This is a genomic window from Citrobacter sp. RHBSTW-00599 (assembly GCF_013784065.1).
GTDB lineage: Bacteria > Pseudomonadota > Gammaproteobacteria > Enterobacterales > Enterobacteriaceae > Citrobacter > Citrobacter braakii.
On the sequence record NZ_CP056717.1, the window covers coordinates 4012047 to 4033563 of the forward strand.

Below are 21517 nucleotides of genomic sequence, written 5' to 3' on the forward strand. Positions count from 1 at the left end.
TTTATTACCTCTGCGCCATCGTGGTTTGCGTGGCACATTTCACATCACCAACCCACGCTGCGCCGCGTGCTTTTTCCAAATCGAGATCGGCTTCGCATAGGCTGCCATTGGCTGAAATTAACGTGATGACCGGATATTTCTTATCGATATCGATAGCAAACTCCCCTTTTTCATCCGTACGCGTTTTACCGATGTGATTATGAATATCGGTGTTTGCAGCCAACTGCCCATCGGGATAACGAATACGCCCGAATACGGTGACCATACTTTTCACTTCAGGGTTGATAACACCCACGTTACCCGGATATAGCGTCAGTTCCTGTTTGCGCCCTGAAATAATATCAAAGCTGTCTTCAGAGTTTTTATCATTGAGGATCTCCAGCTTGTACTGAGCATAAGGCGGCAGTGCAATGAAATTTGATTTACCGCTGAGAAGATAATTTCGGTTATTAATCTTCGCAGCCAGTTTCCCTTCGCCGGTCAAATCGGTTTTCACAATAATGCCTGACCTTTGCCTCTCTTTACTCAGACCGAAATCTTTTCCTGCCCACGCCAGGGAACCTTGAGAAGAGAAGTTCATATTGGTGGAGTTGTCCGCAGAACGCGTTACCGATACGGTGCCGGCGTTATATTTCGTGTCATAACTCAGATTGCCGTTTACCGAGTAATTATTGTCGTAATACTGCTCACCACTCAGGCGTGTCGAAGCCGACAATCCGACCGATTTAATGGGGCCTTCAGCATACTGCTTGCGCGCGCTGAGATTACCCTGAGTGCTGCCATAGCGATCCCGGGAGACGCCCATGCTCATCCAGGACGCCAACGGCAACGATAAATCCAGGCTGACATAACGTTCCTGTCGCCCATCGTCATTCCGGTTGTTGTAGTAATAACGCTGAATACCTGCGCGCAACCCAACCGTGGCATACTTGCCTGAATAAAGGTTCGTGCTGTAGTCCAGGTTACGGTATTTATTTCCCGAGTAGCGATTCTCCGTCTGACTCACGGTAAGCGAGCCGCCATGAGGAATAAACTTTCCGAGGTTAAGAGTGCCACCAATGGAATAATTGTCACGCTCCTGCATGGGCAGACGGTCGCCAATTTTACTGTCTTCACGAGATGCCCAAAGGGAACCATATCCCTCGGGGATATTGAGATTGATATTACTGATGTTTCGCCATGACGAATCGTTCGCTACCAGCGTCTGATTGCCAATGCTTACGTATTCATTCACATTGAGTGTGACATCCGTTTCATTAACCGTATTGTTGCCAAAACCGTAGAGCGTAGATTTCAGGCCCAGCCCCGACAATATCGCCAGTGTCACCGATGCGGCACCGCCGGCAATCCAGGTCTGCTCATTGCCTAAATCCTGATAGTGGTTTCGCTTATAACTCACACGGTCATAATCCAGTGAGCCACCAAACAGTTGCCATGAGAGCTGATCAATTCCGGCAGCCTGTTGGCGGGCAAAGATTTTATTAACCCGACTGATACGACTATTAATTGTCCGGCCATTGACCACGATATCTACCGTGACATCATAAACACCATACGGGAAACGACTGGTATCAATTTCATAACTGCCCATATTAAAGTTCTGTACGCTGAGCAAACGCCCGTCACGAAATACATGAACCTCGCCAGCGGCTGGCAAAAATACGGTAATTGGCGTGAGCGAAAGCGAGGTATTCTCAACAACCGTACTTCCTTTGTTTCCGTAGCTTACGCCGTAAATTTTCCCACCATTCAGCGCATTCAGGCTGGCAATAGACTGGACATTCCAGGTGTCGAGCATCCCGAGCGCCAGTCGATATCCGTCATAATCACGCTCATACATCGCGCGATAGAGTTTACTGGTGCTGTTGCTGTCGCCTATGCCGTAAAACGAACCGTTAATGTTGACATGGTGTTCACGCAGCGATGTTGTATTGTCCATCGTCAGATAGCTGCGGGTACTGCTGCCGTTATGATAATCGTTGTAGTAGGTGCCAAAGTTATAGTTCAGGACGTTAGAGAGAGTCTCCACGCTGGAAGGTCCAAGCAGGCTGCTGCGTGCGACAATCGCTTCAGTTAACGCATCTTTGCTGACAATCATCTCCAGGTGAAATGAAGAGACGTTGAGTTGCAGACGTGCATCATTCGATAGCTCGATGTTGGTGTTATCGTGAAACTTCACATCACGAATTTTTTCCACCAACGCGCGGGTTTTTCCAGATAACACGGCATTATTGGGCAATTCAGCAAGAGCCAGGGCTTTAACCGTAATATTGCCATCAACAAGGGAAATCACCGCATCGGCAACTTTTTGCTGACTTTTCTCATCAGTCTCGTTGTAACGAATATATACCGGCACCGTCATTCCCTGCTCCAGTGAACGGGCGAAAGCGCTGGGGATAACATAATTACCCACTTTTACTGGGGCTGCATGTGAAAATCCTGGTGTCAGCGCAAGAAAAAGACAAATGCTACCGCCGACAATATTTGTTGTTGTCATCTGCATCCTTACATTCCGGTAATTTTATTTATCCCTGCTATTGACCATCACTTCACTGTAATAAACTGCTTACCGTGCCAGATACCGATGCGTGAACGGCTATTACTAATGTCGGTAAACTGTAATTTTATTTTTGTACCCGGCATAATGTAATAACGTTCGCGACAGCCTCGTCCCCGATCGCGAGCCTTATCTTTACAAGCCCCATAGGCGATCACACGAAACGATACATTGCCGGTATTAGTAATAACATCGCCATTTCGGCTATATTCAAAACGCTCCTTGCGCGGCGCGACTACCAGGATAGTGCCAATTTCAGCCGACGCTGTTGCAACAGCCATTTTATTCGCCCGGGTTTCCGCGCTCTCGGTGACCGGCTCATCTATCCATTGCAGACGATAATAACGCTCGACATCATCTGCAGGTCCTTTATAAAAGAAACGAAATACATCCTTCGCCTGGCCAGGAAGAATAAGATTGGCAGGTGTAGAGAGTAATTCTCCGGAATTAACGGGCTTTATTTCGATTCCCCCCGCCAAAGGTGATGACAATTGTTTTACCGAAACACTGACATAACGCGCCGCATCTGTCGTATTGATAATTTCTTTCGATAATGAACTCTCAGCAGAAGTCATGATCGATGTGATTTCACCAACATTAATTGCCCATCCGGGAAAAGATGCTACTAACCCTACCAACATCGCTGCCGGTAAATATTTTTTCATGACACCATTCCTGATAAATTCGGGAGAACAAATTCTCCCGAATTTTTTATTACTTAGGCAGACGGAGTCGTCCAGGTTGCATTGAACTGTACTTTTACATCGCCAGTCCAATAGCCGTCTGGCAGTGCAGAGTAATCTGCTACTGTCTGACTACCATCAGAAGTCGCTGACGCGATGGTGAATTTGAAGTTGGATTGATCGCTGACACGATCGGCACCGTTATAAGCGCCATCAGCCATCAAGCTTTCAAGACCAGAAGTGGAGCTGGAGTTAACAAGGACAGTATCTGATGAATTAGTCAGCGCAGTGCCATTCCATGCCACCCCTACGTTCAGGGTAGAAGCATCACCACTGGCGTTGATCAGAGTGTTACTAATAATCTGAGCAGTCAGCTCAAAATCAGTTGCCGTCTCCTGACCCTGAATCGTCACATCAAAAGCACCGTCCTGAGAGTTGAAGGCATTCAGCCCTTCAGCATACTGGAAAGTTAAAGAGTTCAGCGGGGTGACAACCAACATGCTGGTGGTATCTTTCGTTGCCGTCGCGTCCCACGAGGCTGTTGCAGAAGCAGTAACATCTGCCATTGCATTTGCTGCAACAAATACAGAAGCCAGAGATGTTACTAATAATATTTTTTTCATTTTATCTTCTCCTAAGAACAAACTCACCACCGAGTCTTATTATTAAGTCACTCCAGCGGTTCCATTAATTGCGAGCCAGAATTGCCGCGCCAAAAAATTATCATTTGGATTAAGTAACATCTCAACAAACCCTGAAACGTAAAAATTACAAAAAACTAAGAATTTTCCTATAAAAAACATTATCTAAGAAGTTTCCTAAGATATAATCACTTAAAATACGTACATTTTTAGAATTATTATCCACGCGAACAATAAAAACCAAACAATTCATCTTTTTTATGTTTTTGATAAATATCAAAAAGATCATACAAATAGCCCAGGAGTAAAACCCTTAAAAAACATAAAGATAATTAACATCCACATACTCTCTCTGTAATGCTTATTATTTGTTGCAATTATGCTAATTTTTTAACTTCACAAGAAAATTCTCATGAAATATTTATTTAAGAGGGAATATTCTTATAAAAATAGCGCTGACCTGTAGGATTATCATTCGAATTGATAATTATTCCACATAAATAAAACCAGGAATTTTCCATATAAAATGAATATTCCTGGAATATCAAGAGATAAATAACGCACGGCAAAGATAGGGTTAGCTGAAACCTTTTAACCCCAAATAACTATTAATTGTTACCGTACGGACCCGATGTAAGCTAATCAACTTTTGATGTTCGAGGGATTTTAATGAGCGGCTAACGGTTTCAATTTTAAGATCGAGATAACTGGCAATTTCCTCCCGCGAGAATGGCAAGCGAAGCGTCGTTTCAGGCCTGCCAATACGTAAATGCATTTCGTAAAACTCCACGAGGAAAGCAGCGATTCTGGCCTCAGCATGTTTATTGGCATAACGCCGTAGTTTTTCAACAATGAATCCATTGTCCCTGCAGAGAAACTTGATGACTGCCGCTGCAACCGACGGCTCCTTTTCTGCTGCCTTGAACAACCGCGCAATATCGATATGACATACCTCCGCAGCCGTTGCAGCCTTGATCGTTGTCAGATACTTACCCCCCTCAACGGCATCCAGCGCCATGATATCTCCCGGAACATAAAAGCGACTGATAAAATCGTTATCACCACATTCCACGCTGGACGTGCAGTACCCCTCGTGAATAACAAAAAGCATGTCCGCGGCTCCATCCTGCCGGGCGAGTATCTCCCCCGCTTTAAACTTCCTTCTTTTGTCTATTAATCGGTATTGATTATCACGATCAATCGCCGCTCCCTTTGGACACAGTGAACAATGGCGGGGGGGAAACGGGTTGCCGAGTGGCACAACAGGAATGCTATGTTTGTGAATATCCGATTTCACGCAACTACTCCTCATAAAAATGAGACTGATTCTAATAGATTGGACCATAGGAACAATACATGAGCCGCAGACCCAGAAAATTCATGCTGGCAGGGAAAATTCTGTGATACGTCGTCTTTCAACGCCGGGGAGCGCATGGCTAAAAACCAGACTGATGCGGATGATGATAAAACGCAGGATAGAAAACAAATACGGTAGCGGGGTAAAGGGTAGAATTAACCGGGCAATGCCTTAACAGACCTGAAAATCATAGACCTATTATGGCATCGCCCGTTTTCAATTACGCACGAATCGTGTCGTCACCGAAGCCAACCCACTTATAGGTGGTCAGTGCTTCCAGACCCATTGGGCCACGCGCGTGCAGTTTTTGCGTACTCACAGCCACTTCCGCCCCCAGTCCGAACTGGCCGCCATCGGTAAAACGAGTAGAGGCGTTAACGTACACGGCAGAAGAGTCCACTTCATTCACGAAACGATCGGCGTTACGCAGGGTGCGCGTCAGGATGGCATCGGAATGCTGGGTCCCATGCTCGCGAATGTGGGTGATAGCATCGTCCAGATCGGTAACGATTTTCACGTTCAGATCCAACGACAGAAACTCGTCGTCATACTCTTCGGCTTTCACCGCAACCACGTTAGCGGGCCCTGCCTGCAATGTGGCCAGCGCGGTGTCGTCGGCATGCAGCGTGACGCCGCTTTGTGCCATCTGCTGGCTCAGCGCAGGCAGAAAACGCGCAGCGATATCCTGATGCACCAGCAGGGTTTCTACGGTGTTACAGGTGCTCGGTCGCTGGGTTTTGGCGTTGACGATAATCTTCAGCGCCGGGTCGATCTCCGCGCTATCATCAACATAAATATGACAAACCCCAATGCCGCCGGTGATGACCGGGATAGTCGACTGCTCACGGCACAGCTTATGCAGACCCGCGCCACCGCGAGGGATCAGCATATCAATGTACTTATCCATACGCAGCATTTCAGCGACCAGCGCTCGGTCCGGGTTATCTATCGACTGCACGGCTGCAGCGGGTAAACCACAGGCTTCCAGCGCCTTTTGGATAACCGCCACGGTTGCCGCATTCGTTCGGTACGTCTCTTTCCCACCGCGCAGGATCGCCGCATTACCGGTTTTCAGGCACAGGGAAGCCACGTCAACGGTGACATTTGGACGCGCTTCATAAATCACGCCAATCACGCCCAGCGGAACGCGACGACGTTCGAGACGCAGGCCGCTATCCAGCAGACCGCCGTCAATCACCTGCCCGACCGGGTCGGCGAGATTACATACCTGACGCACATCGTCGGCAATCGCTTTCAGACGCGCCGGAGTCAGCGCCAGGCGGTCGAGCATTGCTTCGCTCAGGCCGTTGGCTCGCGCTTGCTCAACATCTTGTACGTTCGCGCTGAGGATGCTTTCCGTTTGCGCTTCCAGCTCATCAGCTATCGTTTCCAGTACGCGGTTTTTTTCGCGACTGGAGAGCAGCGCCAGCTTGTATGACGCAGCTTTGGCAGCAATGCCCATTTGTTCCAGCATATGCCTGTTCCTTAACGGGTAATCATGTCGTCGCGATGGACAGCAACCGGACCGTATTCGTAGCCCAGGATGGTGTCGATCTGTTGTGAGTGATGTCCGGCAATACGGCGCAGCGCATCGCTGTTATAGCGGGTAACGCCGTGGGCAATATCGCGCCCTTCGAGATTGCAGATGCGGATCACTTCACCACGAGAGAAGTTGCCTGTCACGCTTTTAATGCCTTTTGGCAGTAATGAACTGCCACGCTCCAAAATCGCTGCGGTCGCCCCCTCATCAACGGTAATTTCCCCGGCAGGCGGTGCGCCGAAGATCCAGCGTTTACGGTTCTCCAGCGGAGAGGCCTGTGCATGAAAACGCGTCCCAACGGAAACGCCTTCCATCACGTCGCCAATTACGCCCGGCTTGCTGCCTGCAGCAATAATGGTGTCAATCCCGGCACGGCATGCAACATCAGCGGCCTGCAGTTTAGTCCCCATACCACCGGTTCCCAGACCCGAGACGCTATCACCGGCAATGGCGCGCAGCGCATCATCAATACCGTGAACGTCTTTGATCAGCTCAGCCTGCGGGTTGGTGCGCGGATCGGCGGTAAACAGCCCTTGCTGATCGGTCAGCAGCAGCAGCTTATCGGCCCCGGCCAGAATCGCCGCCAGCGCTGAAAGGTTGTCGTTATCACCGACTTTAATTTCGGCGGTCGCTACGGCGTCATTCTCATTAATGACAGGAACGATGTTGTTATCCAGCAGCGCGCGTAGCGTATCGCGGGCGTTAAGGAAGCGCTCTCTGTCTTCCATATCCGCACGCGTTAGCAGCATCTGTCCGATGTGAATACCGTAAATCGAGAACAACTGTTCCCACAGTTGAATCAATCGGCTCTGCCCTACCGCCGCCAACAGCTGTTTCGAGGCTATCGTTGCCGGGAGCTCAGGGTAACCCAGATGCTCACGTCCGGCGGCAATCGCGCCCGAGGTAACGATAACAATACGATGCCCTGCGGCATGGAGCTGCGCACACTGGCGAACCAGTTCTACGATGTGGGCGCGGTTCAGGCGGCGCGATCCGCCCGTTAACACACTGGTGCCAAGTTTTACCACCAGCGTCTGGCTGTCACTCATGATTCTCTGCCATTCAAAATTGGGGAAAATGATATCAAACGAACGTTTTAGCAGGACTGGCCCCGGTTGCCAACAACCAGCGCACAAAGCATGAAATTTTATTGCGCAGGATCAGCAAGCGTAGCGGCAGATTTTGACGCATTTATTACAGAAACAAAAAAACATCCTTTTTTAAAAATATTCTTACTTTGTCATAAAACGTTCATTACCAGACGTTAAAAACCCTCCTGTCTTTTAACGGGGATCACACCCAGTGAATATTAGCGCGTACTTTTAATCAGGAATGAAAATGAAAAAGAGCACTCTGGCATTAGTGGTGATGGGTATTACTGCGTCGGCATCCGTACAGGCAGCGGAAGTGTATAACAAGAACGGTAATAAACTGGACCTGTACGGCAAAGTAAAAGCCATGCATTACATGACGGATTATGACAGCAAAGACGGCGACCAGAGCTATATCCGTTTAGGTTTTAAAGGCGAAACGCAAATTAACGATGAACTGACGGGATATGGTCGCTGGGAAGCAGAGTTCGCCGGCAATAAAGCCGAAAGCGACTCTAACCAGCAAAAAACCCGTCTGGCCTTTGCCGGTCTGAAATTAAAAAACCTTGGCTCGTTTGATTACGGTCGTAACCTCGGCGCGCTGTACGACGTGGAAGCGTGGACCGATATGTTCCCGGAATTCGGCGGCGACTCCTCCGCACAGACCGATAACTTTATGACCAAACGCGCCAGCGGCCTGGCGACCTACCGTAACACCGACTTCTTCGGCGTCGTGGATGGTCTTGATCTCACCCTGCAATACCAGGGGAAAAATCAGGACCGCGATGTGAAAAAACAAAATGGCGACGGTTTTGGTACTTCCGTTACCTATGACTTTGGCGGCAGCGATTTCGCGGTGAGCGGTGCGTATACCAACTCCGATCGTACCAACCAGCAGAATCTGCAAACGCGTGGGACTGGCGATAAAGCAGAAGCCTGGGCAACCGGTTTAAAATATGATGCTAACGATATTTATATTGCGACGTTCTATTCTGAAACGCGCAATATGACGCCAATTTCCGGTGGCTTCGCTAATAAAACACAGAACTTCGAAGCGGTAGTTCAGTACCAGTTTGACTTTGGTCTGCGTCCGTCACTGGGTTATGTGCTGTCAAAAGGGAAAGATATTGAAGGCGTAGGCAATGAGGATCTGGTGAATTATATCGACGTTGGCGCAACATACTATTTCAACAAAAATATGTCCGCGTTTGTCGATTATAAAATCAACCAGCTCGATAGCGACAATAAACTGGGCATCAACAATGATGATATCGTTGCTGTCGGTATGGTTTATCAGTTCTGATGTAGCATAAAAAAATGCCGGATGGGGTTGCGCCGCCATCCGGCATTTTACTGTTCATTATGCCGTTAATTTAACCGGTTCATCGTTAAAATCGTCAGCAGGCTCCAGCGCCAGATTCAGCGACGTTAACAACCCACGTAATTTTTCATGAAATTCACGTAAGGTGTATTCCAGTCGCTCTACCACTTCAGTCTCTTTCACCGGCACCGCAGTCCAGTTCCCGTCTTTATCGAACAAGCCAAACTGGTAGCTGTACGTGAAGCGTTTTTCCTGCGCCTCCAGTTCCATCCACCAGCCCCAAAACTCGCGTTTCTCTGGGGCGGGTTTCACATTGACGCAAACAGCCAGACAATCGAAAAAAAACCGATTATCTTCGCACTGCCCTTCCCGGATGTACGGGCCAAGCGCGGTGAATTTCTTGATCAATCTACTTTTCGGATGCCCACTCGGTAACGTCATTACGATCTCCTTAGGTGAAGCACCTGTTTTACCAAATCGATAAAATTTAGCAAACTTTTAACACAATCTCTGATTGATCCAACCGGTTATTTCCTGCAGCCCTTTGTCAAAATTGCGATACACCGGGTTGAATGGAATCTCCAGCAGTTTACCGTCAGAAGATGAAGATGTGATTAAACGCGACTCCTCTTCCGGGCTAAACGGATCGTTTTTCCAGAACCCCGACAGCATTGGCGTCGGGCAGCGTCGGCCCAGCAGGCCCTGCACTTTTAATGAATAGCGATTAAGCTCAACGCGCAACGCTTCATCGGATGCGTCGTGCATTCCCAAACGACTGGCCAGAACGTCAAGGTACATTTCCGGGACGCTTGCCTGACGCTGCGGGTCGCTAAGCAGCGCATGAACCACCGGCCCCAAACAGGCCACCGCCTTCAGACGTGATGATTCCAGATACGCCAGGCGTACCGCCACGTTGGCGCCAAAGCGGAAGCCGAAGGCCGCCACACGAGTGTGATCCACCCACGGAACATTCGGCAGCGCTTTTAATACGTGCTGGTGCAGCAGGCTGGAGTCCTGGGTCAGTTTCCATTTTGACGAGAACCCGACCGACGGCATATCCAGCGTCAGCATGGCAATACCGCGCGGGGCAAAGTAGCGCTCATACAGAGTGTAATAATCCGTTTGCATGGAATCGAGGCCTCCGCACATCAGCACCGTCGGGAACGGACCGTCGCCTTTTGGCATATGCAGGAAGCCGGTAATCGGCGCGCCGCCGGTAACGGCAAATTCCATCTCACGCAGCGTGCCCGGCAGACGCTGTGCGGCCTCTTCATAGGCGCGATTGGCCAGAGCCTGCGCCTGCTCTGCCAGCTCATCGCCTTTTAAGTGCGGATAAGCAGCGATGTTGTAGAGCGTGGAAGCATGCAGCCAGTGGCGTCCGCTCACCTGCGGATCCTCTTCCATAGAGGCTTTCTGTTGCCAGTCCATCGCCTGCTTCGCCCACTCGTAAATCCAGTTTCCGCCGCGATAGCCGATAACCGTGTCGTAAAGCTCTTTATCGGTGCGTTCGGCTTCGCTCATGACGATACGCGCCTGCACTTCGAGGATTTCGCGCGGATCGACGCCACGCCAGATCCACATCAGGCGGTTCACCATACGGTACCAGTGCGGGATGGTTTTGCCATCCAGGGTCGATTGTACGGACGGCTGCGCGCCGTGATTAAAACGACGAACCAGCGTTGACGTTTCAGGGTGTTTGAAGCGGGGTTTAAACAGGACTTCGCTGAGGTTAGCCTGTGACATGATTGCAGCCTCCATGAGTACTCACTAAGGCATAGTGTAACCTGACACAGCACAAAAAGAACAACGCCCGACAGTGCGGGCGTTGAAAACTTTTTAGATTAGCGACCCGAGATCGGCGGAACGAACACTACGCCCATATCCCACGGCTGCTCAATCCAGGTATCCTGAGGGATATCAACAACATAATCATTCACCAGCGGGCGACCTGCCGGCTTAGCGAAAATAGTGACGAAATGCGCTTTAGGGTACATTTCGCGGATCGCTACGGCGGTACCACCGGTGTCAACCAGGTCATCAATTACGATGAAACCTTCACCGTCGCCTTCGGCACGCTTCAGCACTTTCAGTTCGCGCTGGTTGTCGTGATCGTAGCTGGAGATGCATACGGTATCGACATGACGAATACCCAATTCACGCGCCAGCAATGCGCCCGGCACCAGACCACCACGGCTAACGGCAATAATGCCTTTCCATTGTTCAGAAGGCATCAGGCGGCTTGCCAGTTTACGTGCATGGATCTGCAACATGTCCCAGGTGACGACGTATTTTTCGCTCATGTGAAGTGTCCCAGCCTGTTTATCTACGGCTTAAAAAGTGTTCGAGGGGGAAATAGGTTGCGCGAGATTATAGAGATCTGACGCACTAAAAACCAGTGTTTCGCGGAATCCGCGCCTCTTTTTGCATGCTTTATGCTAGCCGTCAGCGGAGAAAGTGGTATTCTCAATCGCATCGCGCAAGCCTGACTTGTGATGTTTTTAATTCTGCTAACCCTGTGGCCTGCAAGCAAGTTTTGTAGGACATCGCCAAGGAGACTCAACGTGTCTGAACTGTCTCAGTTATCCCCGCAACCGCTGTGGGATATTTTTGCCAAAATCTGTTCTATTCCTCATCCGTCCTACCATGAAGAGCAGCTCGCTGAACACATTCTGAGCTGGGCCCAAGAGAAAGGTTTCCACGTCGAGCGCGATCAGGTCGGTAATATCCTGATTCGCAAACCCGCTACCGCAGGAATGGAAAACCGCAAGCCGGTCGTTCTGCAAGCGCACCTGGATATGGTCCCGCAGAAAAATAACGACACCGTGCACGACTTCACTAAAGATCCTATCCAGCCTTATATTGACGGCGAATGGGTAAAAGCCCGTGGCACCACGCTGGGTGCGGATAACGGCATCGGTATGGCGTCCGCACTGGCCGTTCTGGCTGATGACAACGTGGTACACGGTCCGCTCGAAGTGCTGCTGACCATGACCGAAGAAGCAGGTATGGATGGCGCGTTTGGTCTGCAGGCTAACTGGCTGCAGGCAGATATCCTGATCAACACCGACTCAGAAGAAGAAGGTGAGATCTATATGGGTTGCGCAGGCGGTATCGACTTTACCTCTAACCTGCCGCTGTCCCGTGAAGCAATCCCGGCTGGCTTCCAGAGCTTTAAGCTGACGTTGAAAGGCCTGAAAGGCGGTCACTCCGGTGGCGAAATCCACGTTGGTCTCGGTAACGCTAACAAGCTGCTGGTACGCTTCCTGGCGGGTCACGCTGAAGAGCTGGATCTGCGTCTGGTTGATTTCAACGGCGGTACGCTGCGCAATGCGATTCCGCGTGAAGCCTTTGCCACCCTCGCCGTGGCGGCAGATAAAGTTGATGCGTTAAAAGCGCTGGTCAACACCTACCAGGAAATCCTGAAAAACGAACTGGAAGCCAAAGAGAAGAACCTGGCTCTGCTGCTGGATGCCGTGACTCACGACAAAGCCGCGCTGACCACTCAGTCTCGCGACAGCTTCGTACGTCTGCTGAACGCCACCCCGAACGGTGTTATCCGCAATTCCGACGTAGCCAAAGGCGTGGTAGAAACCTCCCTGAACGTCGGCGTTGTAACCATGACTGACGACAACGTTGAAATTCACTGCCTGATCCGTTCCCTGATCGACAGCGGTAAAGACTACGTGGTGAGCATGCTGGATTCACTGGGTAAACTGGCTGGCGCGAAAACCCAGGCCAAAGGCGGATACCCAGGCTGGCAGCCGGATGCTAACTCTCCGGTTATGCACCTGGTTCGCGAAACCTACCAGCGTCTGTTCAACAAAACGCCAAACATCCAGATCATTCACGCCGGTCTGGAATGTGGTCTGTTCAAGAAACCGTATCCGGAAATGGACATGGTTTCCATCGGGCCAACCATCACCGGTCCGCACTCCCCGGATGAGCAGGTTCATATCGAAAGCGTTGGTCACTACTGGACGCTGCTGACTGAACTGCTGAAGTCGATTCCGGCGAAGTAAGATTCTGCGCTAAATGCCGGATAGCGCTGCGCTTATCCGGCAATCCATCAGAGTCACAGCCCCAACAGCAGCTGTCTTTCCAGTTGGGGATCCAGCAGCGTGACGTGTAATCCCACCAGCCTCACGCCTCGCCCTCCCCGACGTTCTTCCCAGGTTTTACGCGCCGTCGCAATTAAGTCATCTTTATTTAAGCGCGGCCAGACGTGCTCCTGCGTGGTCTGCTGAAAATCATTAAACTTGAGTTTTATCCCCTGGCGAGCGATAAGGAGATCCGGCTTTACCTTGGCCAGACGCCGTTCCAGTTCGGGATAAAGCCGCTCAATAATCGCCTCACACTCTGACCACTCATGAATATCTTCCGCCAGCGTGCGCTCCACGCCGACGGATTTGCGCAGTCTGTCGTTGTTAACGTCCCGCTCGTCAATGCCCTGGCTTCGCTCCCACAGCACGCGACCAAACTTACCAAAACGTTTAAGCAGCATTGCCAGGTCGTATTTTTGAACATCCTCGCAGGTACGCAATCCCATTGATTCCAGCTTAGCGGCGGAGACTTTGCCGACGCCGGGAATTTTGCCGAGCGGTAACGTTTTGAGAAATTCAGGAACATCGGCAGGGGTAATCACATATTGCCCGTTGGGCTTGTTGAGATCGGAGGCTATTTTTGCCAGAAATTTAACCGGCGCAATCCCGGCAGAAGCGGTTAGCTGCAGCTCGTTAAAAATCGTCTGGCGGATCTCCTGGGCGATCAGCGTGGCAGAACCGTGGCAGTGGGTGCTGTCGGTTACATCCAGATAGGCTTCATCCAGCGACAGGGGTTCAATCAGCGAGGTATAGCGGGAGAAAATCGCCTGAATCTGGCGGGAGGCTTCTTTGTAGGCCTCGTAGCGACCGGGTAATAAGGTAAGATGCGGGCATAGCTTTAACGCCATTCCCGTTGGCATCGCGCTACGCACGCCAAATTTGCGCGCCGGGTAATTGGCTGTACTGATAACCCCCCGGCGCTCCCGGCTGCCGCCGATGGCAATGGGGATGTCACGCAGAGCGGGGTTATCGCGCATTTCCACCGCTGCGAAAAAGCAGTCCATATCAACATGTATGATTTTGCGCATTACTCGCCTCCCACAATACTGTTTAAGTATACAGTATTTTTATAGTGTGAGAAGTATGATTATTCCTTACGCCGGACCATTCATGACGAAGCGGGCATCGCACAGGTAACGCACAATATCCTTTTTCGTATGTTCTGCGGGATTACCCGCCGTACTGACAAACAGTTTATTCACTTTGCGAACATTTGCCCGCAGCAGTTTTTCGATTGTCATCAGCCGGAAGGCATCATTTTCAACGCAGAAAAGCTCGTAGTCGCCCAGACGTTCACCACAAATTTCACAGTGATTCATCCAGTAACGTAGCCCGGTGGTTTTACTTTTATCGAGGTAGTAATTGCTGGCTTTGATGTTCTTTTTTATCTCTTCAGGCAGAGAATTAATGTGGAACAAAAAGCTGTTACGCCTGACCGACTGCCAGCCCTGACCATCCTGATTTTTCTTAATAAAGCGGGTAAACATCACGCCATGGATGCGGGTAATTTGGTGGCAGCTCCAGCAGTGCATCTTCGAGGTAATCACCAGATAGTACGGCGCGACAATATTAAAATTGTCGGTGTCGTAGACATAGTCACGAAGCGCCCCGTTTAGCTCGTGGGGTTCGGTGTACCAGATACCTGAAACCTTGTCGAAATGCGCCCCCTGACAGGCTACATCGGTGACGTTATCAGTATGAATCTCCAATGGAATAATATGGGTTACATCTATCACATTGCCTTCCTGAGGAATAAATTGCCCCCACATTGCGTGGGGGACGGGAACAGAATTAATGAGTGACGGGAGCAGATTGTTGACGTAAAGAAGTCACCTGCTTTTGCTTGTCCAGCTTATCCACCAGCGGTTGCACAACCTTCTCTCCCTGCTGGCCAAAATATTGATACAACGTATCGGAAGCGCTTTGCGTCAGCACCATGATCTCAATGCGACGGTTCCCGGCACTTTCCGGATTTTTCGCATCCAGCAGCATTTGGTCCGCCATCGCGCTGACCTGCATGACTTTATTCTGCGGCATTCCGGCATCCTCCAGCACGCGTCGCGCCGACAAAGCGCGGTCGCCGGAGAGGTTCCAGTTGTTGTAAATGTTACTCTTATAGCTCATCGCATCTGTATGCCCGGTGATGATTATCTTGTTATCCAGCGAGTCAAACACGGGGGTCAGTTCAACCAGCAGCGATTTAAAGAACGGCATAATCCTGGCGCTACCGCGCTCAAACATATTGCGATTCTGGTCATCTTTAATCAGTACGCGCAGCCCCTGAGGAACAATCTCCATCTCGAGGTTAGTTTCCATATGCGCATTGCGGGCGATAACGTTAATGTCGGTCGCCAGTTCGCCCAATTCGCGGGCTGATTTTTGTTTCAGCAGCACCGCTTTTTCATTCACATCCAGCGCCTTTTTCGCGTTCTCTTCCGTAATTTTCGCCGTCTCCTGCGGGTTTACGGTTTTATCGAGTTTGTTGCGCGTGACGTTTTTCTTCTGCGCTCCCGGCGCTATCGGCTGCTTGCCCAGCTTATTTAACGGCGCCATACCGCCACCGTTAAAGATTGACTGACCATGCAGCGCCGCCACGATATTTTCGCGGTCAGCTTTACTGACGCTGTTCACAATCCACAACGTCATAAACAACGCCATCATCGCCAGCGTAAAGTCAGCAAATGCCACCTTCCACGCTCCCCCATGATGACCTGCATGATTCTTTTTGATTTGTCGGCGGATAATGGTGGTTTTCGCGCCGCGATCGCGACGATTTGGCCCCTTCCTCATGCTTATTCTTGCTCCAGCATCGCATTCACCCACGCATCCAGATTGGCGAATGTGGGTTTGGAAGCCAGATGAAGAAGTTTACGTCCCGCATCAACCGCCAGCAGCGTCGGCTTACCGCCCGCTTGCGCCACCAGCACGGTACGTACACATTCGAGCAGCGAATGTTCCGCCCGCGCCTGCTGTTCCATGGCGTTTGCCAGCGGATCCATCACGCAATAACAGATGAAGACCCCTAAGAATGTCCCCACCAGCGCCGCCGCCACTTTCAGGCCGATAAGCGCAATGGAACCATCGATTGACTGCATGGTGATGATGATACCCAGCACCGCCGCGCAAATGCCGAAGCCAGGCATCGCCTCGGCGGTACGCTGCAGAGAGCGCGAAGGGGTTAACAGCGATTCTTCCGCGGTATCCAGTTCCTGATCGAGGATCCCTTCCAGCTCGTGGGCATCAATTTTCCCCATCGCCATCAGACGGAAATTATCGGCGATAAAGGTCACCAGTCGTTTCTGGGTCAGTACCAGCGGGTATTTCTGGAAAATGGTACTCTCTTCCGGCTGTTCGATATGCTGATCCAACATACGCAGACCGCCGTTCTGCACCATTTCCAGCAGTTCATACAGGCACATCAGCAGCTGACGCTGGAACTCCGGCCCCATTTTCTTTTTGCTGACCACGCCTTTGATCTGGTGAGCAATCTCTTTAAGCACATGCATTGGGTTACCGATAATCATCGCCCCCAGACCGGCCCCCACGATAATAATAATTTCTGCCGGCTGCCAGATAGCAATTAACTGTCCGCCAGCCTCAAAGTAGCCACCAAATACGCAGCCTAAAACCACCAATAAACCAAAAATCTTTTGCATTACGTCCTCCGCATGTTGATTCGGAATTGTTAATCTGGATATAAACAATCACGAATCTTGTGCGTGATTTTTTTATTCATTTGACAAATTCGAGCTTCAGTCAGCCCTAATACCAGCGCGATTTCTTTTAAATTCATATCGTGCTGGTAATACATTGAGAGCACCAGTCCCTCCTTTTCGCTGAGTTGGCTCAGGGCATAACCCAGCATTTCCTGCGTAACGAATTGTTCTTCAAGCCCCCGCCCTTCGAGCGGCGCAATCGGTATATCGCCATTCAGTAATTCATCCAGGCTGGCCAGCGACTCGGCACCTTCCAGCTGTTGATATTCCTGATAATCTTCAGACGACAAACCCAACCGGGAAAGCTCTTCCCATGAGGGTTCATGCCCGAGATGAGTACGCGCATCACGAATCAAATCTTTAATCTGATGGTATTTTTGTCGTAGCTGACGAGGCCGCCAGTCGAGGCTGCGCAGCTCATCGAGAATGGCTCCGCGGATACGATGGACGGCATAACCGGCAAAGCTCTCATCCGGTTGACCATAGCGGCGAATCGCATTCAGCAATCCCATCAGCGCCGTTTGCTCCATATCCTGCCTGTCCATAACGCAGGTACATTGCGGCGCAAGTTGACGCACCACTTTACGCACCAAAGGAAGATAAGCCTGTAAATAATGGCTCTCTTGCTTTGGCGTTAGCACGGGCGTCGCATTAAAATCTTCTGACTCGTAAGCATCCTGGATCATGTTATTTCCTGGCTTGTCGCTTATTGAAACACGACTTTTTTCACCAATATGTCCTTATACGGTGTCGCCATTTTGCGTTTCGCTAATTCAATTTTTAGATTTTCAAAAACTTTCTTTCTGATATCGGAGATCTTCAGCACCCGAATCTCTTCATATTTCATATTCGAGAGTTCATCTACCGTAATACTTTGATAGAGCGGTTCGTCTTTCTTAATTTTTTCAGCGTCTTTCTCTGAATCAACGACCATTACCAGCTCTGCCACCATGTATCGGTCTGCCCCTTCACTATCATGAAGCGTAACCACCGTTTCCGGCAGAGAGACAAAAATGCTGCTGCTCTCATCCTGATTTTCTTCGGGTATCTCAGCGGGTTTTGCTGCCTTAGCTGTCGCACCTTTATTCATAAAATGATAAATACCCCATCCAGCCCCACCAGCAATACCCAGAGCAACGACAGAGCTGATCACACACGCAATAACAATTTTCTTCATCTTGCTTTTACACTTTGATCAGAACGGATTCGTTCTGTTGAAATTGAGGTTCGTCGTTAAGCGTTAGCGCCGACGTCACCTCGTCCTGTTGATGACCTGACTGCTGTTGTTGCTGTTGCGATTGTCCCTCGGAAGAGACCTGAACATTCACTTCCATGAAGTTCTGCGCCGTGAGGTGCTGGCGTAAGTTCTCGCTAAATTGCTGCAACGAGCGGCAGACATCGCTCTGATTTGCGCCGATGTGCACCATCAGCTTTCCTGCGTCCAACTGCACGGCAATTTCCAGTTTGCCCAGCGATGGCGGGTCTAGACGAATGGTCGACACCTGCTGTTGCTGACCCAACTGGAACTGAATTCTGTCTTTGAGCAGCGCGGTGAGCTTCTCGCCGAGCTCCTCTGTTGACAGCGTGGTAGGCGCGGAAACTTGCGTCGACACCACGTTGTGGTCGCTCAGGGCATTTACCGGCTGACTTCCCTGCGCCGCCGTATTGAGCAAACTTTGCGACGCAAGCGATGGGTTAACCGTTACGCTATCCGTTTTTCTCACCGCCATCGGGCGAGGAACGGCGTGATCCGCTGACTTCACCCGGGCGGAAATTTGCTGTGAGGTCGAAAGCGAGACAGGTTCAGGCGCGATCGCGCGCAGATCCTGGGCGGAGAATGTCGCCAGTTTGGCCTGCTGATCCGGGGTTGCCTGGGGCAAATTCTCGGTGATCGATGCCAGTAACGTTTGCAGCTTTGGCGACAGTGACGATAAATCCGTGGCGTGCTGCTCAGCCGACGGCATGGATTGTTTTCCTTGCCCGGCCATCGCGCTCGCCAGTTGGCGCAAAAGCGCAGACCCCGCCCCCGTAGTTTGCGCCTGCGTCAGCATTTTCAGCATCTCACCGTCAGGCTGCTTCTGCGCCGCCGCAGGCGTTAACGGCTGTGCCGGTTGCGCCAGTAACATCGCCAGCAATGCCTGCATGGCCGCAGGATCTGCATCATCGCGTTGATGCTCAGGCAACGACGCCTGCTGTTGGTTTATTTTTGCGCCGATCAAACGTTCAGCCACCGCGTTAAGCCCGGCCTGCGGTAAAGAAAACGTGCTGCCGCTCGTTGACGTTGTTGGGGCCGAAATAGCCGCCTTTTCCGGTGTGGCCTCTGCCAACGCACTGGCCGAGGCCAGTAATACAGGATTCATGCCTTCTCCGAAATTAAATTAACCATTGAGTACGCCAACATTCCTTCCTGGTTTTGCTGATGTTGATCCATGCGCGCTTTGAGTTCTTCCGCACGCTGCGTTCGTCGGGCAATCAGCACCTCAAACGCCGCATGCAGGGTGTCTTTGACCTCTCGCAACGCGGTGGCATCGGTTTCCCAGGCGGCATAGTCATGAAAAACGCGCATCACCTGCTGATGCAGGCCGGGTAATCGGCGCCAACGCTTTCGATCCAGCGCCTCGTTCATCTCTTTTACCAGGGCATAAAGCTGCTGTTGCTGACGCTCTCTTTCCATCGTCTTATCCCAGCTTTGCCGACAGACCTTCCCAGCCTGTGCGTAGATTGGTCAGGATGAGGATCACTTCATCAATTTTTTCCAGCGACAATTCGCCGCTGGCTTCATACAGGCGGTAGACGCAGTGGTCATACAGCCGGGACAAATTCACCACCAACTCGCCGCCCGTTTCAAACTCCAGCGAGCTGGTTAAGGCGTTGAGAATATCGATGCATTTGTTGATGCTTTGCGCCTTGCGCTCATAGCGTTTGTTCTCAATGTGACTTTTGGCGCGTTCCAGCTCGTCCATCAGCCCCGAAAACAGCACCAGCACCAGCTCTAATGGCGATGCTGCTGCGGTACGCGCAGCAAGATCCATCTCTTTGTATTGCGAATAACCATCCTGCGTGTCGTACATGTTGATTCTCAATCCTTCTGTTAAATCAGCCGGTTACATAAACGCGGCCATACTCATTTTCATGGTGTACGTTTCCACCAGCGTATTGGTGTACTCTTCCACATAGCGCTCGTAGTTGGTGTTATAGGTTTCAGTCAGCTGATCGCTTTCGTCCTGAATTTTGCTCTGCTGGTCATCAATGTTTTCCTGGCGCAGGGCGATGATGCCGTTGCTGGAATCCAGATAGCTTTCCATCAGGTCGTCCATCTGCGCGACCATGCTGTCCTCCCCGACAAAAATAGCGGTCAAACCGTCCGGGTTTTCTTCCATTGCTTCGCTGAACTGAGTAGAGTCAATTTGTAAGTGACCGTCGGAATCCAGCGTGATGCCATAATCAACAATCGACACGCCACCGTAAGACGCGTGAGCAATATCATCCATCTGATTTGCCAGCGAATTCATCCCGGCGTCTCCCGCAAAAACCCCGGACGCCGTGTCGTCATCGCCATAGCTGGTCAGTGAATCGATGGTATCGACCAAGGTGTTGTAGGCATCAACAAAGGTCTGTACTTTGGCCTGCGATCCGCTGGAGTCTTCCGCGACGGTAAAAGTGGTCACATCGTTAGGATCATCAGGATCGCTAACCTCAGAAAAAGTCATCGTCACGCCGGGGATCACATCGTCAAAGGTATTGGTGCTGCTGGTGATCGCAGGGCCATCCTCGTTACCGAGGTGAATAATGGCGTCCTGCGCTTGCGTTATCTGTTGTTCACTGGAGGATTCCGCCGTAGCCAGATCGGTGTTACCCGAAACGCTCACCGAAAAACCGCTTTGCTCACCGGTGGTATCAGAGGTCAGCATGATGGTGGTCGTGCCGTCGGTCTTAACCAATGCCGCCGACACGCCTGGGTTATCGTCCGAGTTATTAATCGCATCAACCAGTTCACTGGCATCAACACAGTTATCGCCATCCTCATCGACCGTAGACAGGTCAATATCCATGGTTGTGCCGTCATCCATGGTTATCTCAAATGAACCCGTCGCGGCGTAAGTATCGTCGCTCATGCTGAACGTGGTTTGTTGCCCCTGTGCTAACTGCGAAACATAAAATGAGTAGGTCCCCGCCTGTGCCTGCGAGTTTGCCGACACCGTATTCGACTCATTATTTGTGGTGGCGGAAAACGTCAGTGGGCCGTCGGTGTCGCTGTTCAGCGCATCGATTGCCGTCTGAAAATCAGTCAGCGCGGTACTTAGCGAGTCCAGACCGCTACTCTCTGCGTCCAGTTCTGCCTGCTCGTTCTGCAAATTCGTCGCCTGGGTGGCAATATCGGCGTAGGCAAATTGTTGTGCTAATTTTTGGATCGGACTCGTATAGCTCATGATCAATGACTCCGTGCAACGTTATTTATGTAAAAGCAAAATACATGCCAATAATTTTTATAATTAAAATTCAGTGAGTTA

General features: G+C 50.7%; 21 protein-coding genes. 2 read left to right on the forward strand and 19 right to left on the reverse strand.

What is annotated here, in order from left to right:
* Positions 1 to 4: 4 nt before the first annotated feature.
* The 6 genes from HV243_RS19635 to proB all read right to left on the reverse strand — a co-directional run bounded on the left by HV243_RS19635 (position 5) and on the right by proB (position 7827).
* Positions 5 to 2497, reverse strand: a complete 2493-nt coding sequence (locus HV243_RS19635) for a CS1-pili formation C-terminal domain-containing protein (protein WP_053389445.1) — start codon at positions 2495 to 2497, stop codon at positions 5 to 7.
* Positions 2498 to 2544: 47 nt separating this feature from the next.
* Entirely contained in the window at positions 2545 to 3222 is a 678-nt protein-coding gene (locus HV243_RS19640; protein ID WP_046276284.1) for a hypothetical protein, read from the reverse strand.
* A 53-nt stretch (positions 3223 to 3275) separates the two neighbouring features.
* Complete coding sequence (locus tag HV243_RS19645; protein WP_046276283.1) at positions 3276 to 3863, reverse strand: common pilus major fimbrillin subunit EcpA; 588 nt, start codon at positions 3861 to 3863, stop codon at positions 3276 to 3278.
* Between the two features lie 595 nt (positions 3864 to 4458).
* Positions 4459 to 5178: a Crp/Fnr family transcriptional regulator gene (locus HV243_RS19650; protein WP_047498426.1), complete on the reverse strand. Its 720-nt coding sequence runs from the start codon at positions 5176 to 5178 to the stop codon at positions 4459 to 4461.
* Between the two features lie 280 nt (positions 5179 to 5458).
* Entirely contained in the window at positions 5459 to 6712 is a 1254-nt protein-coding gene (gene proA, locus HV243_RS19655) for a glutamate-5-semialdehyde dehydrogenase (protein ID WP_016151868.1), read from the reverse strand.
* Between the two features lie 11 nt (positions 6713 to 6723).
* Positions 6724 to 7827, reverse strand: a complete 1104-nt coding sequence (gene proB, locus HV243_RS19660) for a glutamate 5-kinase (protein WP_003031373.1) — start codon at positions 7825 to 7827, stop codon at positions 6724 to 6726.
* Positions 7828 to 8116: 289 nt separating this feature from the next.
* On the opposite strand from proB, the gene phoE reads away from it, so the two are divergent.
* Positions 8117 to 9172 (forward strand): phosphoporin PhoE, encoded by a 1056-nt coding sequence (gene phoE, locus HV243_RS19665; protein ID WP_016151867.1) that lies wholly within the window; start codon positions 8117 to 8119, stop codon positions 9170 to 9172.
* Positions 9173 to 9229: 57 nt separating this feature from the next.
* Here the strand turns inward: phoE and crl are convergent, their stop codons facing one another.
* The 3 genes from crl to gpt form a co-directional block, all read right to left on the reverse strand.
* Positions 9230 to 9631, reverse strand: coding sequence for a sigma factor-binding protein Crl (gene crl, locus HV243_RS19670; protein WP_016151866.1), 402 nt, complete (start codon positions 9629 to 9631; stop codon positions 9230 to 9232).
* A 57-nt stretch (positions 9632 to 9688) separates the two neighbouring features.
* Complete coding sequence (gene frsA, locus HV243_RS19675) at positions 9689 to 10933, reverse strand: esterase FrsA (RefSeq protein ID WP_016155767.1); 1245 nt, start codon at positions 10931 to 10933, stop codon at positions 9689 to 9691.
* 98 nt (positions 10934 to 11031) lie between these two features.
* The gene (gpt, locus tag HV243_RS19680) at positions 11032 to 11490 is read right to left on the reverse strand and encodes a xanthine phosphoribosyltransferase (protein WP_003031380.1); all 459 of its coding nucleotides are present in this window, start codon (positions 11488 to 11490) and stop codon (positions 11032 to 11034) included.
* A 261-nt stretch (positions 11491 to 11751) separates the two neighbouring features.
* On the opposite strand from gpt, the gene pepD reads away from it, so the two are divergent.
* Positions 11752 to 13209: a cytosol nonspecific dipeptidase gene (pepD, locus tag HV243_RS19685; RefSeq protein WP_016151863.1), complete on the forward strand. Its 1458-nt coding sequence runs from the start codon at positions 11752 to 11754 to the stop codon at positions 13207 to 13209.
* A 53-nt stretch (positions 13210 to 13262) separates the two neighbouring features.
* Here pepD and dinB read toward each other — a convergent pair whose 3' ends face one another.
* From dinB to fliD, 10 genes are all read right to left on the reverse strand, one after another.
* Positions 13263 to 14318, reverse strand: coding sequence for a DNA polymerase IV (gene dinB / locus HV243_RS19690; RefSeq protein ID WP_016155765.1), 1056 nt, complete (start codon positions 14316 to 14318; stop codon positions 13263 to 13265).
* A 66-nt stretch (positions 14319 to 14384) separates the two neighbouring features.
* On the reverse strand, positions 14385 to 15026 hold the full coding sequence (locus HV243_RS19695; RefSeq protein ID WP_016151861.1) for a hypothetical protein: 642 nt from the start codon (positions 15024 to 15026) through the stop codon (positions 14385 to 14387).
* A 55-nt stretch (positions 15027 to 15081) separates the two neighbouring features.
* Positions 15082 to 16080: a putative lateral flagellar export/assembly protein LafU gene (gene lafU, locus HV243_RS19700; protein WP_016151860.1), complete on the reverse strand. Its 999-nt coding sequence runs from the start codon at positions 16078 to 16080 to the stop codon at positions 15082 to 15084.
* A gap of 2 nt (positions 16081 to 16082) precedes the next feature.
* Positions 16083 to 16946 (reverse strand): flagellar motor stator protein MotA, encoded by an 864-nt coding sequence (gene motA / locus HV243_RS19705; protein WP_016151859.1) that lies wholly within the window; start codon positions 16944 to 16946, stop codon positions 16083 to 16085.
* 29 nt (positions 16947 to 16975) lie between these two features.
* Positions 16976 to 17692 (reverse strand): FliA/WhiG family RNA polymerase sigma factor, encoded by a 717-nt coding sequence (locus tag HV243_RS19710; RefSeq protein ID WP_053389438.1) that lies wholly within the window; start codon positions 17690 to 17692, stop codon positions 16976 to 16978.
* Positions 17693 to 17712: 20 nt separating this feature from the next.
* Positions 17713 to 18183, reverse strand: a complete 471-nt coding sequence (locus HV243_RS19715; protein WP_149330240.1) for a flagellar basal body-associated FliL family protein — start codon at positions 18181 to 18183, stop codon at positions 17713 to 17715.
* Positions 18184 to 18190: 7 nt separating this feature from the next.
* Positions 18191 to 19366 carry a flagellar hook-length control protein FliK gene (locus HV243_RS19720; RefSeq protein WP_049040794.1) on the reverse strand — a complete coding sequence of 392 codons (1176 nt, stop codon included), beginning with the start codon at positions 19364 to 19366 and terminating at the stop codon, positions 18191 to 18193.
* Positions 19363 to 19680: a hypothetical protein gene (locus HV243_RS19725; protein ID WP_016151855.1), complete on the reverse strand. Its 318-nt coding sequence runs from the start codon at positions 19678 to 19680 to the stop codon at positions 19363 to 19365. The genes HV243_RS19720 and HV243_RS19725 overlap by 4 nt, the downstream gene beginning before the upstream one ends.
* Positions 19681 to 19684: 4 nt before the next feature.
* The gene (fliS, locus tag HV243_RS19730; protein WP_003843794.1) at positions 19685 to 20077 is read right to left on the reverse strand and encodes a flagellar export chaperone FliS; all 393 of its coding nucleotides are present in this window, start codon (positions 20075 to 20077) and stop codon (positions 19685 to 19687) included.
* Between the two features lie 33 nt (positions 20078 to 20110).
* A complete protein-coding gene (gene fliD / locus HV243_RS19735; RefSeq protein ID WP_046275413.1) occupies positions 20111 to 21436 on the reverse strand; it encodes a flagellar filament capping protein FliD in 1326 nt (441 codons plus the stop codon).
* Positions 21437 to 21517 lie beyond the last annotated feature (81 nt).

Bases quoted from the DNA above. Each gene is read 5' to 3' on its own strand.
- HV243_RS19635 (WP_053389445.1), bottom strand. From the start codon at position 2,497: ATGACAACAACAAATATTGTCGGCGGTAGCATTTGTCTTTTTCTTGCG.
- HV243_RS19640 (WP_046276284.1), bottom strand. From the start codon at position 3,222: ATGAAAAAATATTTACCGGCAGCGATGTTGGTAGGGTTAGTAGCATCT.
- HV243_RS19645 (WP_046276283.1), bottom strand. From the start codon at position 3,863: ATGAAAAAAATATTATTAGTAACATCTCTGGCTTCTGTATTTGTTGCA.
- proA (WP_016151868.1), bottom strand. From the start codon at position 6,712: ATGCTGGAACAAATGGGCATTGCTGCCAAAGCTGCGTCATACAAGCTG.
- proB (WP_003031373.1), bottom strand. From the start codon at position 7,827: ATGAGTGACAGCCAGACGCTGGTGGTAAAACTTGGCACCAGTGTGTTA.
- phoE (WP_016151867.1), top strand. From the start codon at position 8,117: ATGAAAAAGAGCACTCTGGCATTAGTGGTGATGGGTATTACTGCGTCG.
- crl (WP_016151866.1), bottom strand. From the start codon at position 9,631: ATGACGTTACCGAGTGGGCATCCGAAAAGTAGATTGATCAAGAAATTC.
- frsA (WP_016155767.1), bottom strand. From the start codon at position 10,933: ATGTCACAGGCTAACCTCAGCGAAGTCCTGTTTAAACCCCGCTTCAAA.
- gpt (WP_003031380.1), bottom strand. From the start codon at position 11,490: ATGAGCGAAAAATACGTCGTCACCTGGGACATGTTGCAGATCCATGCA.
- dinB (WP_016155765.1), bottom strand. From the start codon at position 14,318: ATGCGCAAAATCATACATGTTGATATGGACTGCTTTTTCGCAGCGGTG.
- lafU (WP_016151860.1), bottom strand. From the start codon at position 16,080: ATGAGGAAGGGGCCAAATCGTCGCGATCGCGGCGCGAAAACCACCATT.
- motA (WP_016151859.1), bottom strand. From the start codon at position 16,946: ATGCAAAAGATTTTTGGTTTATTGGTGGTTTTAGGCTGCGTATTTGGT.
- HV243_RS19710 (WP_053389438.1), bottom strand. From the start codon at position 17,692: ATGATCCAGGATGCTTACGAGTCAGAAGATTTTAATGCGACGCCCGTG.
- HV243_RS19715 (WP_149330240.1), bottom strand. From the start codon at position 18,183: ATGAAGAAAATTGTTATTGCGTGTGTGATCAGCTCTGTCGTTGCTCTG.
- HV243_RS19720 (WP_049040794.1), bottom strand. From the start codon at position 19,366: ATGAATCCTGTATTACTGGCCTCGGCCAGTGCGTTGGCAGAGGCCACA.
- HV243_RS19725 (WP_016151855.1), bottom strand. From the start codon at position 19,680: ATGGAAAGAGAGCGTCAGCAACAGCAGCTTTATGCCCTGGTAAAAGAG.
- fliS (WP_003843794.1), bottom strand. From the start codon at position 20,077: ATGTACGACACGCAGGATGGTTATTCGCAATACAAAGAGATGGATCTT.
- fliD (WP_046275413.1), bottom strand. From the start codon at position 21,436: ATGAGCTATACGAGTCCGATCCAAAAATTAGCACAACAATTTGCCTAC.